Origin of the sequence: Psychrobacter sp., from assembly GCF_036731945.1 — a bacterium.
GTDB lineage: Bacteria > Pseudomonadota > Gammaproteobacteria > Pseudomonadales > Moraxellaceae > Psychrobacter.
In genome coordinates this window covers 1-12,980 of the sequence record NZ_DAINDI010000002.1, presented here as the reverse complement: position 1 = coordinate 12,980, position 12,980 = coordinate 1, and the positions used below count along the sequence as shown (strand labels likewise).

At 43.9% G+C, this 12,980-nt stretch carries 11 protein-coding genes; 9 read left to right on the top strand and 2 right to left on the bottom strand.

Going from position 1 to position 12,980, the window contains the following annotated elements; genetic code table 11:
- Window positions 1-597: HAD family hydrolase (locus V7D75_RS00510; protein ID WP_333612963.1), on the bottom strand; the 597-nt coding region annotated here is incomplete at its 3' end.
- A 197-nt stretch (window positions 598-794) separates the two neighbouring features.
- On the opposite strand from V7D75_RS00510, the gene V7D75_RS00505 reads away from it, so the two are divergent.
- A complete protein-coding gene (locus V7D75_RS00505) occupies window positions 795-1,241 on the top strand; it encodes a hypothetical protein (protein ID WP_296193370.1) in 447 nt (148 codons plus the stop codon).
- A gap of 137 nt (window positions 1,242-1,378) precedes the next feature.
- On the opposite strand, the gene V7D75_RS00500 is transcribed toward V7D75_RS00505, so the two are convergent.
- Window positions 1,379-1,915 (bottom strand): gamma carbonic anhydrase family protein, encoded by a 537-nt coding sequence (locus tag V7D75_RS00500; protein WP_333612962.1) that lies wholly within the window; start codon window positions 1,913-1,915, stop codon window positions 1,379-1,381.
- A 242-nt stretch (window positions 1,916-2,157) separates the two neighbouring features.
- Between V7D75_RS00500 and V7D75_RS00495 the strand changes: the two genes are divergently transcribed.
- From V7D75_RS00495 to V7D75_RS00460, 8 genes are all read left to right on the top strand, one after another.
- Window positions 2,158-2,706, top strand: coding sequence for a phosphatase PAP2 family protein (locus V7D75_RS00495; protein WP_198328060.1), 549 nt, complete (start codon window positions 2,158-2,160; stop codon window positions 2,704-2,706).
- 329 nt (window positions 2,707-3,035) lie between these two features.
- Complete coding sequence (gene carA / locus V7D75_RS00490; RefSeq protein WP_333612961.1) at window positions 3,036-4,268, top strand: glutamine-hydrolyzing carbamoyl-phosphate synthase small subunit; 1,233 nt, start codon at window positions 3,036-3,038, stop codon at window positions 4,266-4,268.
- Between the two features lie 156 nt (window positions 4,269-4,424).
- A complete protein-coding gene (gene carB / locus V7D75_RS00485; RefSeq protein WP_333612960.1) occupies window positions 4,425-7,679 on the top strand; it encodes a carbamoyl-phosphate synthase large subunit in 3,255 nt (1,084 codons plus the stop codon).
- Between the two features lie 369 nt (window positions 7,680-8,048).
- A complete protein-coding gene (greA, locus tag V7D75_RS00480) occupies window positions 8,049-8,525 on the top strand; it encodes a transcription elongation factor GreA (RefSeq protein WP_068408815.1) in 477 nt (158 codons plus the stop codon).
- A gap of 555 nt (window positions 8,526-9,080) precedes the next feature.
- Window positions 9,081-10,031, top strand: a complete 951-nt coding sequence (locus tag V7D75_RS00475; RefSeq protein ID WP_333612959.1) for a hypothetical protein — start codon at window positions 9,081-9,083, stop codon at window positions 10,029-10,031.
- Between the two features lie 231 nt (window positions 10,032-10,262).
- Window positions 10,263-11,531: a putative DNA modification/repair radical SAM protein gene (locus V7D75_RS00470; RefSeq protein WP_333612958.1), complete on the top strand. Its 1,269-nt coding sequence runs from the start codon at window positions 10,263-10,265 to the stop codon at window positions 11,529-11,531.
- A gap of 57 nt (window positions 11,532-11,588) precedes the next feature.
- Entirely contained in the window at window positions 11,589-12,461 is an 873-nt protein-coding gene (locus tag V7D75_RS00465) for a TIGR03915 family putative DNA repair protein (protein ID WP_333612957.1), read from the top strand.
- 168 nt (window positions 12,462-12,629) lie between these two features.
- A partial coding sequence (locus tag V7D75_RS00460) for a glycosyltransferase (protein ID WP_333612956.1) occupies window positions 12,630-12,980 on the top strand: 351 nt, incomplete at its 3' end.

The following is a 12,980-nucleotide window of genomic DNA, read 5'->3' as shown; positions in this document are numbered from 1 at the left end:
AATGTCATTTTTGGAATCTGAATAGGCATAAGTTTTATCAAAAGTGATACCCGCTAATTGCTTTTTATTAAGCCACTTGTCTAGATGGTAGATTTTACCTTCTTTAAAATTGGGCTTATCGGTTAATTTACCGGTATAACGCTCGTTTTGTATCTCAAGTGGTGTCGATAGTACATTACTATCTTCAATACCAAAACGCTTAGCAATCGCCGACACCACAAAATCATTGGTGGCAGAAATAATCACTACGTCGTGGCCCTGCTCAACGTGATGACAGAGCGCCTCCATGGCTTTTGGGCGAATGTGCGGCTCGATTTCTGTCTTAATATAATCTTCGCGTAGCTCATGCAGTCTGTCCATCGGCAAGCTACTCAAAAATTGCGCGACAAACTCATTGTATTCGGTCGCATCAAGCGTACCTTCGATATAATCTTGATAAAACTTTTGATTGGCGGTACGGTACTCGGCTTCGTCAACCAGATTGTGCTTGACGATATACTCACCCCAAAGATAGTCGCTATCGACGTCAAGTAACGTATGGTCTAAATCAAAGAGTGCCAACTCTTTTGGCGCTTGTTCTGCTGGTGCTGCCTGCATAATGGAACCTTATTTTTTGTTTATTAAAGAGATAATTTTTTGACTATAAAATGCTTTAGAAAAAATATTGAATATAAAATGTGCTGCATCATGCGCTATAAGTCTACTGTTTACCGAACATAATTATGCTAACTTGTTTACTTTAATATCTCATTAGCTTATCTTTAGCCTGCTTGATAATAACAATAGAGAAATTTATGAAAGCGCCTGATGATAAAACTGCTTTGTCCAACCGACCGCGACGTCCTGCCCGCTCCATCAGAGAAATCAGGCGACGGCAGTTAGGCAAAAGCTATCAATCGCCTTTAGAGCGTCTGCTTTATGCGCTGTTAAATGGCTTGATGTATGGTTTTGGCGGCTTACTTATCGACCTTGCCATCGTTGTTATTCGCTCAATCGCCGGTATGGGCAATGGCGAGATATTTTGGTTATTTACCCCATTTATGTTAGTTTTGGGGGCGTTAATGGGTTTTATCGTCGGTAAAAGCGCCGGTGCTGAAAGCGTCAATGCCTTAAATATGGACGAGACGGGTAATAATCGTTACCTTAGTGACCACTCTATACGCCATGATATCTTTCGCGGCCTGATTATTGGCATTATCATTTTTGCCGTTATTTGGCTTATCATGATGCTAATGGCATAACGACCGTTTGCATAAAAAGCATCACAACATAAAAAAACAGCTATAATTTAACATCTATAAAGAGGATGGGTTACTATAAAACCATCCTCTTTTTTATAAAATTGCTCTGACTCCTATTGTTCTAACATCTATAGCAATTAATCAGGCATCGCTATTTCTGTTAGGCCGGTTTTAAATTTCTGACAACGTTCGCTATAGTGCAGCGCTGATAGTTTTAACATTGCCGCCTGCTCATCGCTCAAGGTTTTGACCACTTTTGCCGGCGCGCCCATCACCAGCGAATTATCCGGAATCTCTTTACCTTCGGTGACCAAAGCTTTGGCACCAATGATACAGTTTTTACCGATTTTGGCATTATTCAATACCACCGCGCCAATACCAATCAAGCTATTATCACCAACTTCGCAGCCATGCAGCATCGCTAAATGGCCAATGGTGACGTAATCGCCGATTTTAACCTCAATCCCTGCATCGGTATGAATGACGCTGTTTTCTTGCACGTTACTATAATCACCGATATGAATACGCTCGTTGTCACCGCGAATCACCGCCCCAAACCAGACGTTGGCTTGATGACCCAAATACACATCGCCTATCACCCGTGCGGTATCAGCAACCCAACCATTAAATGGTACGGCAAACTCTGGCGTTTTGTCTAAATATTGATAAATCATCATCCATCCTTAGTGGTTATTTTTATACAAGTTTATATATGGTAAAAAGCGTGCCACAAATAAATGTGACTTAAAGCATGATAGTTGTAAAGAAAGATAAAAACTTTATAGTATAATGCTGCCGCCAATCAATAGAGCAATTAGAATTTAGAATAAAGCCGTATGCCATTTATCCCTATAAAATAACTATAGAATTTTATAGAGACAATCAACGCTCACCAACCTTTTTTAGGATCGCAGTGATGATCAGCAAAAAATACGCCCCTATCGTTTTATTATCGACCAGCTTGATGGCTGCCATCCCTGCCCACGCTGACAGTAGCACTACTAGTAAGGTAGGCGATGTACTGGCCTTTGCCATTCCAGCTGCTGCTTACGGTAGCACTTATTATATGGATGATAAAGAGGGTCGTCAGCAATTTTACTATTCATTTGCGACCAACGTTGCTACGACGCAAGTCCTAAAGTCGGTGATAGACAAAGAGCGACCCAATGGCCGTGATGAGGATTCCTTCCCTTCTGGCCATACCTCGATGGCGTTTCAGGGTGCCAGCTTTATCCATAAACGCTATGGCTTAGAATATAGCATTCCTGCGTATATTGGCGCAGGTTTCGTGGCTTATAGTCGTGTTGAAGCCGATGAGCATGATGTGGCCGACGTGGTGGCAGGGGCAGCATTAGGAATTGCCAGTAGTATGTATTTAACCAAAAGCTATTATGACGACCAAGTGCACATCGCCACCAATTTAGCACCCGACTATTATGGGGTATCGGTGCATTATAATTTTTAATAGCACTTATTTATCCCATTTGAAAGCACTAAATACAGACATTAGAAATAACAGAAGAGATAAGATGCTAGCCCTTAACGCAAAACTCTAGTATAATGCGCAAAATCTGTGCCAAAGCGAGCGGACATGATGCAAGTTACTCATTCACCCTTAGTGAATCCTGTACCTTTTCATCTATGATGTCTTCTCGCTTTTTTGTGGAAAAAATTTGGCTTCAGCCCTTTTTTATGTGTATTTAGCATTATTTAAATACCTCTAAAAAGCCATTTTAGAACAAAATTTTTATCATAAAACATCACGGCACTCACCCATAACAGCGGAGGCAACCCTTGAATTCATCGGCAGAAATACAAGCAATTTTGGCACTAGCAGACGGTACTATTTTTCGCGGTTTGAGTATCGGTAGTCTTGGTCATCGTGTCGGTGAGGTGGTATTTAATACAGCCATGACAGGGTACCAAGAAATTCTAACTGACCCAAGTTACGCGCGCCAGCTGGTCACGCTTACCTATCCGCACATCGGCAATACTGGCACCAACGCTGAAGATGTCGAATCTGGTAATGGCCATCAAGTATGGGCTGAAGGGCTTATCATTCGTGACGCGACGATGGTCACTTCAAACTTCCGTAACTCAGAGTCATTGACGGATTATTTACAGAACCATGATACGGTCGCCATTGCTGATATCGATACCCGCCAGTTGACGCGCTTATTACGTGATAAAGGTGCACAAAACGGTTGTATCATGACCGCTTCTAACGGCGCAACGATTAGCAGCGAAGATGAGCAGCAAGCGATTAAATTGGCGCAAGAATTCGCTGGTATCGAAGGCATGGACTTGGCAAAAGAATGCTGTACGCCGAAGACGTTTGAATGGACAGCAGGCAGCTGGGATTTATCAGATACACTACTCAACCGCGATATACCGGGCAGCCATGATAGCGGTACGGGCGGCTTTTTTAAACAGCTTGGCACCCATGTTGACTCAAAATACAACGTTGTCGCCTACGATTTTGGTAGCAAAACCAATATCCTGCGTATGCTCGTAGACCGCGGTTGTCATGTGACGGTCGTACCCGCCCAAACGCCTATTGCAGATGTGTTAGCAATGAATCCAGACGGTATCTTCTTATCAAATGGTCCTGGCGATCCTGCGGCTTGTGATTACGCTATCGATGCGGTCCGTCATATCATTGAAGAAACCGACATTCCAACCTTTGGTATCTGCTTAGGTCATCAGCTAATCGGTCTTGCCAGCGGTGCCAACACCATTAAGATGAAAACCGGTCATCACGGTGCCAACCATCCAGTACAAGACCTAGCCACGGGTACAGTGATGATTACCAGTCAAAACCATGGTTTTGCCGTTGATGAAGACACCTTGCCTGACAATGTTAAATCGACCCATCGCTCATTATTTGATGGTACTAACCAAGGGATTGAGCTGACCAATAAGCCAGTCTTTAGTTTCCAAGGTCACCCAGAAGCCAGCCCTGGCCCACATGATGCTGCGCCACTGTTTGATAAGTTTGCGGATATGATGGCAGCGGCGAAAGCGTAAGTTATCAATAATTAGCCGTAAGCAAATAATCAATATAAAGCTTGAAGCACAGATGGTGGTTCAAGCTGCACCCTAGCAGACACGATAAGCGTTATTGAACATATCGTTAAAATACAGATTACTCAAAATATCACCCAAACGAAGGTAGCCCTAACTATGCCAAAACGTACCGACATAAAAAGCATTCTTATCATTGGCGCAGGCCCTATCGTCATCGGCCAAGCATGTGAGTTTGACTACTCAGGCGCGCAGGCGTGTAAAGCGCTAAAAGAAGAAGGCTACCGCGTCATCTTGGTCAACTCAAACCCTGCAACCATCATGACCGACCCTGTCATGGCTGATGCGACTTATATCGAGCCGATTACCTGGCAGACGGTTGAGCAAATCATTGCTAAAGAACGTCCGGATGCTATTTTACCAACGATGGGCGGACAGACGGCGCTAAACTGTGCTTTAGACCTAGACAAACACGGCGTCTTGACCAAATACAACTGTGAATTGATTGGCGCGACCAAAGACTCAATCGAGATGGCAGAAGACCGCAACTTGTTTGATAAAGCCATGAAGCGTATCGGCCTTGAATGTCCACGTGCTGAAACCGCTGAGAACATGGAAGAAGCCTTTGCCACCCAAGAAAAAATGGGCTATCCGTGTATCATTCGCCCCTCATTTACGATGGGCGGCTCAGGCGGCGGTATCGCTTATAACCGTGACGAGTTTATCGAGATTTGTGAGCGCGGCTTTGACTTATCACCGAACCATCAACTACTCATCGATGAATCACTAATCGGTTGGAAAGAATATGAGATGGAAGTGGTTCGTGATAAAAACGACAACTGCATCATCATTTGTGCGATTGAGAACTTTGACCCAATGGGCGTGCATACAGGCGACTCAATTACGGTTGCCCCAGCACAAACTTTGACCGACAAAGAATACCAAATCATGCGTAATGCTTCATTAGCCGTACTACGTGAGATTGGTGTAGAAACAGGCGGCTCAAACGTACAGTTCGGCATCAACCCAGATACGGGTCGTATGGTCGTCATCGAGATGAATCCACGCGTTTCTCGTTCATCAGCATTGGCATCAAAAGCAACCGGCTTCCCGATTGCCAAAATCGCAGCGAAACTAGCGATTGGTTATACGCTTGATGAATTGCAAAATGACATCACAGGCGGCAAAACGCCAGCCAGCTTTGAGCCAGCGCTCGATTATGTTGTTACCAAAATCCCTCGCTTTAACTTTGAGAAATTCCCACAAGCCGACAGTGTGTTATCAACACAGATGAAATCTGTTGGTGAAGTGATGGCAATCGGTCGCAACTTCCAAGAATCGATGCAAAAAGCGCTGCGCGGCATGGAAACCGGCAATGATGGTTTTGATGAGCAAATTGACTTATCAAAAGTCAGTATTGAGAAAGCCCGTAGCGAGATTAACAATCGCTTAACCATTCCAACGCCTGAACGCATTTATTATATTGCTGATGCTTTCCGTATCGGCATGAGCGTCGATGAAGTGTTTAACTTAACCAAAATCGATCCATGGTTCTTGGTACAAATTGAAGACATCGTCAAAACCGAAGCACAGGTGAAAGCCTTAGGTTTTGGCGGTTTAACTGAGCAAAATCTGCGTAGCTTTAAGCGTAAAGGCTTATCGGATTTACGTTTGGCAAAACTGCTTGGCGTCTCACAAAAACAACTACGCAAAAAGCGTTGGGATTTGAACGTTTATCCAGTCTATAAACGCGTCGATACCTGTGCAGCAGAATTTGCCACCAGCACTGCTTATATGTACTCAACGTACGATAGCGAATGTGAAGCCAATCCAACGGATAATAAGAAAATCATGGTTATCGGTGGCGGCCCAAACCGTATCGGTCAAGGTATCGAATTTGACTATTGCTGCGTTCATGCGGCGCTTGCCATGCGCGAAGACGGTTATGAGACCATCATGGTCAACTGTAACCCTGAAACCGTTTCAACCGATTATGATACCTCAGACCGTCTGTATTTTGAGCCAATCACTTTAGAAGACGTGTTAGAAATCGTCCGTATCGAAAATCCTGATGGCGTGATTGTGCAATTTGGCGGTCAAACGCCATTGAAACTGGCACGCGCTCTTGAAGCTGCTGGCGTCAAAATCATCGGTACCAGCCCTGATGCGATTGACCGTGCTGAAGACCGCGAACGCTTTCAGCATATGATTCAGCAATTGAACCTAGTGCAACCAACCAATGCGTTAGCGACAAGCTTAGAAGACGGTTTGGTGAAAGCAAAAGACGTTGGTTATCCGCTGGTTGTACGCCCATCTTATGTACTCGGTGGTCGCGCGATGGAAATCGTCTATAACGAAGATGAGCTCAGACATTACTTGCGCACGGCGGTACAAGCGTCAAACGAAGCGCCTGTACTCCTTGACCGCTTCTTAGATGATGCCATCGAAGTCGATGTGGACTGTGTTTGTGACGGCACTGACGTGGTGATTGGCGGTATCATGCAGCATATCGAACAGGCGGGCGTCCACTCTGGCGACTCGGCTTGTTCATTGCCACCTTACTCATTATCGGATGAGCTTTGCGATAAAATGCGTGCGCAAACCGTGGCGATGGCAAAAGAGCTTGGCGTCGTCGGTTTGATGAACGTTCAGTTCGCGGTAAAAGGCGAAACGGTTTACATTCTAGAGGTGAACCCACGTGCCGCCCGTACCGTACCTTTCGTATCTAAATGTATCGGTACGTCATTAGCACAAGTCGCGGCGCGTTGTATGGCTGGCACGTCATTGAAAGATCAAGACTTTACTACTGAGATTGTACCGTCATTTTATGCGGTCAAAGAAGCGGTATTCCCATTTGCTAAATTTCCGGGTGTTGACCCAATCTTGAGCCCCGAGATGAAATCAACTGGTGAAGTGATGGGTGTGGGTAAAACCTTTGGCGAAGCATTCTACAAAGCGGTTATCGGTAGTAATGAGCGCCTGCCAGGTCTACCAACTGAGGGCGAAACCAAAACTGTCTTTATCTCGGTACGTGATAGCGATAAAGAACAAGTTACTCCTATCGCTCGCCAGCTTCTCGATTTTGGCTTTAACATCGTTGCCACCACTGGTACGCAAAAAGTACTGGCGGAAAACGGTATTGAATGTAAACAAATTAACAAAGTCACCGAAGGTCGCCCACATATCGTCGATGCCTTGAAAAATGGCAAAATCGACCTTATTATCAATACTACTGAAGGCAAACAGGCGCAAGAGGATTCATTCTCTATCCGCCGTAGCGCCCTACAAGGTAAAGTATTCTACGTCACGACATTAGGCGCGGCAGATGCGGTTTGTAAATCTTACGCGATTGACCTACCGTTTGATGTGTATAAGCTACAAGATTTGCATGAACAAGCAAAGACTATCGCTTAGCACTATTGACTTGGCGGTATAATTTCAGTAGATTAAGCATCATAGCGACGCTTATTTAAAAGCGTTGGCAAAAATTATGTCTGGTTTTTATACGACTATAGTACTTAAAAAAATTGTACTTTAGAAAAACAAAGTTTTTAAAAGATAAATCTAAAAAGCATAGTGGCTGAACTGCGACTATGCTTTTTATTACGTAAGGTTAAGGCGTCTTTTCGGTAAGTGTATCCGTACTGATAGTTAATCGCTAAGTGTGCAGTTACTTAGGACGCAGCCTCAACCTCATTCTTTTTATATTACATGCTCATTGCAACAACACTGACACCATCTCATCATGAAATGGTGCCCGTGTTATTGGTTTAAGGAAAAAACATGCAACGTTATCCCATGACTCCACAAGGACATGCGGCCCTAGAAGCCGAACTAAAACAGTTAAAAAGTGTCGACCGTCCACGCATTACAGCGGCTATCGCTGAGGCGCGCGAACACGGCGACTTAAAAGAAAACGCTGAATATCATGCCGCTCGCGAACAGCAAGGTTTTTGCGAAGCGCGTATCCGTGATATCGAAGCCAAACTTGGCGCTGCACAGGTCATCGACCCTACTACGTTACCAAATGATGGCCGAGTGGTATTTGGCGTGAGTGTGGTCATCGAAAATATGGATACCGAAGAAGAAAAACAATACAAAATCGTCGGTGATGACGAAGCTGACTTTAAAGCTGGCAAAATCTCAGTCAACTCCCCAATTGCGCGTGGTTTGATTGGCAAATCTGAAGGCGACGAAGCCCGTATCGAAACGCCAAAAGGCATAGTCGAATATGAAATCATGAAAGTGATTTACGATTAATATTGGTTATTTTGTAGATAAATAGATCACCTTAAAAAAGCTTTTGATAACAAAAGCTTTTTTTGTAGATAGGTATAGTTAATTAGATATAAAAACGATACAGCGAGATGAAAAGTTGTTTTTCGCAGCATCTGTCGGCGTAGGCACAGCACGCAAGAAAAACAACTTTTCATTGAACGATTTGATAGCGACGTATCTGATTTATTTGTATTCAACTATATATTTTTAGTGCAGCTGATAGATGCAAAAAATAGTACACAACGTCATTATTAGTAGAGTATTAGTTACACAATACAGCTTTTTTACTCAATTCGTTTTAGCGCATAATTGTTCACACATTAAATGCTAAGTATTTGACTAAAATAATGATGGAATGATAGCAAGTGTTGGCTATCTCAAGTACCTTTGCCCTCGTTATTTGACATGGTTTACATGCTCATTTAACGGGGGTTTTTTCTTATATAAGCGTTGTTTTTCTCGACCTTATTTTTTAAATTTTGTTTTTTTGCTACTTCATTAGCGGCTTTATTTACTGCTATTTTAAAGGAATCTATTATGACCACGCCTATCAATACGCCAGCATTTCAGGCTACGAATAAAAAAGCGCTTAAACACGCCTTCATTAAAAAAAACACTATTCCTACAGCCATATCAATGGTCTTAGCGGGTAGTTTTCTGACGCTAACTGCTGCCCAAGCTGCACCTGAAGTCACGGTCGTACCATCTGTGAGCAGCAGTACCACAGTGGTCGAAAGTTACTCAGACGGCAAAACAGCGGTTATCACTGCGACGCCGAATGGCATCACCATGCAAGATGGTATGCCGTTTTACCGCACACAAGTGAGTACTGCGCCCCGTTATGTGGTTCGCTCAGGCGCTAATACTGTCGTTACTCAAGGCAATGCCACGGTCACGAGCGTACCTGTGACCAACCAAGTCACTAATCAAACCAGCAGAGTTGACGTCATAGCGGTTCCAACGACCAGCGTGACCGAAGTCTTGCCTGTGACGCCGGTGACCCAGTTGCCCGTCATCCATACACCAACGACCACCGTCGTCACTAATCAACCGGCAACGACGCAAATCGTTTCTACCTCTTTAGATACTCTGCAATTGACCCCAACTTTTAGCACGCCTGGTGTGGTTAATGCCCAAACCAAAGTCATGAAAATATTAAAAAATAAAGACGGTCGTGAAGTGGCCGTACCAGCCAATCATATCGCGCCTGGCGATGTCATCGAATATCACACCACTTATACCAATACCACCGCGCAGCCTGTTACTGATGTCAATGCGATGGTGTCATTGCCAAATGGCGTGCAACTGGTATCATTAAACAGTCCATTGCCAACGCTTGCGACTACTGGTGGCGATAGCTATCAAACTATCCAACAAGTGGGCAATACCGTGGTTGTAAAAGAAAACTATTCTGGTCTTAAATGGAACTTGGTTGATCTAAGTCCAAATGCTGCTCAGACCGTCGTTATACGTGCGAAGGTTCAGTAATGACGACCTTATAAAATGTCATATTTTACTAAATGATTACTCTAAAGCCTTGCAAACGCGAGGCTTTTGTCATTTTAAAGAAGTATGAATCTCCAACTACTCTTGTTGAAAGTTTTTGTCTTCAAGCGACACTAGCTGTCGTCTTGTTTATGTAGTTATCCTACCTTTACAATGACTTAAGCCTAATTTTGCTAAAATACATACCAATAAATGATTTGGTAAATCGCGCTTATGACAACCATCAATTATGAACGACTACAAGGTAAGCTCAATATCTTAGCGGACGCTGCTAAGTATGATGTCTCTTGCTCCTCCTCCGCTGGTACGCGCAAAAACCAAGGCGGTGGTCTTGGTGATGCCTCAGCAACCGGTATTTGCCACAGCTATACCGAAGATGGTCGCTGCGTCAGCCTCCTTAAAATCCTTTTGACTAATCACTGCATCTACGATTGCGCATATTGTACCTCTCGTAAGAGCAATGACACCCCGCGCGCCGCTTTTAGTGTCGAAGAAGTGGTTGATTTAACCATGCAGTTTTACCGCCGTAATTATATCGAAGGGCTTTTTCTCAGCTCAGGTATTTTTAAAAGTGGCGATTATACGATGGAGCGCTTGGTCGAGGTCGCCAAGATATTGCGTACCCGTGAACGCTTTAACGGCTATATCCATCTAAAAACTATTCCTGGCGCGTCAAAAGAATTGCTCTTAGAAGCGGGACTTTATGCCGACCGTCTTAGCGTCAATATCGAAATACCTACCAAATCAGGGCTGGCCTTGCTCGCACCAGAGAAGTCACATGATGAATTAAAAGCACCAATGGAAACCGTTAAAACTGAAATTATCACAATCAAAGAGAGCCGTAAAACGCATAAAAAAACGCCTAAATTTGTGCCCGCAGGTCAGACCAGTCAGATGATTGTTGGCGCCAGTAATGAGACCGATTTGCAAGTGATTCAGCTATCGAGTCATTTTTATCAGCAATATGATTTGAAGCGCGTCTACTATTCAGGCTATGTGCCAATGTTGTCTGACAGTCGCCTGCCAGCGATTGGGACACCTGTGCCGATGATACGTGAAAACCGTCTGTATCAAGCGGATTGGCTGATGCGTTTTTATGGTTTTGGCGCACACGAAATCGTTGAGCCTGACTCGCCATTTTTAGATTTGGACTGTGATCCAAAGCTTGCTTGGGCAATCCGCCACCGTGAGCACTTTCCCGTGAATATTCAAACCGCCACTTACGAGATGATTGTACGTATTCCCGGTATCGGTACCAAAACCGCTAAAAAGATAGTCAAAGCGCGTAAGTTTAATCAGTTAACGCTTTATCATTTAAAAAAAATGGGTGCGGCGGTCAATCGTGCCAAGTACTTTATCGCAACAACGGGTAAAAACGAGCATTTGGCGCATTTAACCCGTGATAATTTCCGTCAATATGTACTGGCGCAAACGCAGACCAAATATAAAGACCAACGCAACGGTCAATTAGCGCTGTTTTAATCAGCATGGTTTTAGTCGGCATGGTTTTAATTGCCACTATTTTAAATAGGAACATAAATGTCACAGCTGATGCAAAGTCACGATTACATTGTCGGTCACTTAACGCCCAGTATTGTGCTTTATGAGCCAAGTTTTGAAGGTTGGCTGAGTGCCGTATTTTATGTCTATACCAATAAGTTACAGGACGATGAATCCCTACAACTAATTGCTCACGACTGCTATATACCATCGTTGATTGCACAGGCAACAAGCGTAGCAACGGATGCAGACAACGCCGAACGCGTACTAATAAAGCTGCATAAACTCTTAGGTCGTTCAGGTATGCGCAATATCCTCTGGGGATTTTTATCAGAAAAAGCTCATATCGGCACCACTTTATTTCAAGTAATTAAATACGCCATTGACTACCCTAGCCGCCATATTATGCAAGATTTGGGTAATTTGAATGTTTTGGAATTGGTACAAACCGTCAAATCGGTCAGCCGAGAAAAACACCGCATGGAAGCCTTTGTGCGTTTTGAGCACACCACTGACAATATCTACTTTGCCCGCGTTGAGCCTGACTTTAATGTACTGCCTTTGATTGGTGAGCATTTTCGTCAGCGTTATCAAGATCAGCATTGGGCGATTTATGATGTGGCGCGTGGCTATGGCATTTATTATGACAAAAGTAAAAGTACCCCGTCGCGCCCTGCTGACCTACAAACCATCACTAACCTAGATGATACGGTACTGCGTAATCCTGCCAGCATTCATAGTAAGGACGAACAGCGTTATCAAAAGTTTTGGCAAGGCTACTTTACTAATGTCAATATCAAAGAGCGTAAAAACCCACGGCTACATAAGCAATATCTGCCGCAGCGCTATTGGAAATATCTCAGTGAAAAGCAAGTGCTACCAAATGCTGAGCATTTACAAAAACGTCGCTAGTTTAGTAACGTTACCTACTGCCAACTGCTTATACTTAGCTAAAAATCTTACTCTCAGCTAAAAAAAACATGGCAAATCTGACCTTATCTTTTTACCTTGGTGGTTGAGTTTTCGGCACTTTTAACTGACAATAGCAGATTGATATCTTATTTGGTGACCGACGCTATTATGAAAGTTATGCGCTTACTGTCGTCCTTAAAGCATGATGAATCCGAGCGCGGCATTTTTCATCTGGGTCGCGCTTTGGTTAAAAATGGTCATACTTCCATTATTATCGCCAGCGCCGATGAAGAAAATGACTTGGTCAAACGCCTAAAGCGCGATGGTAATATTTACCATCAGCTGTATATGAATAAGAAATCTTGGCTGTCGCTGCTACAAGTCGCCCCGCTGCGCCGCTTGATTGAAAAATACGACCCTGATGTCATTCACGTGCATTCGCGCACCCCTGCATGGATATTGCATTTGGCCTTGCGCCGCGCCCGCCTCAAGCGTCGTCCCAAACTAGTCTCGACCATG

Excerpts from the sequence above, each read along its gene's own strand:
- V7D75_RS00475 (WP_333612959.1), top strand. The coding sequence starts at position 9,081 with ATGACCACGCCTATCAATACGCCAGCATTTCAGGCTACGAATAAAAAA.
- V7D75_RS00505 (WP_296193370.1), top strand. The coding sequence starts at position 795 with ATGAAAGCGCCTGATGATAAAACTGCTTTGTCCAACCGACCGCGACGT.
- V7D75_RS00465 (WP_333612957.1), top strand. The coding sequence starts at position 11,589 with ATGTCACAGCTGATGCAAAGTCACGATTACATTGTCGGTCACTTAACG.
- carB (WP_333612960.1), top strand. The coding sequence starts at position 4,425 with ATGCCAAAACGTACCGACATAAAAAGCATTCTTATCATTGGCGCAGGC.
- V7D75_RS00500 (WP_333612962.1), bottom strand. The coding sequence starts at position 1,915 with ATGATTTATCAATATTTAGACAAAACGCCAGAGTTTGCCGTACCATTT.
- V7D75_RS00470 (WP_333612958.1), top strand. The coding sequence starts at position 10,263 with ATGACAACCATCAATTATGAACGACTACAAGGTAAGCTCAATATCTTA.
- V7D75_RS00495 (WP_198328060.1), top strand. The coding sequence starts at position 2,158 with ATGATCAGCAAAAAATACGCCCCTATCGTTTTATTATCGACCAGCTTG.
- greA (WP_068408815.1), top strand. The coding sequence starts at position 8,049 with ATGCAACGTTATCCCATGACTCCACAAGGACATGCGGCCCTAGAAGCC.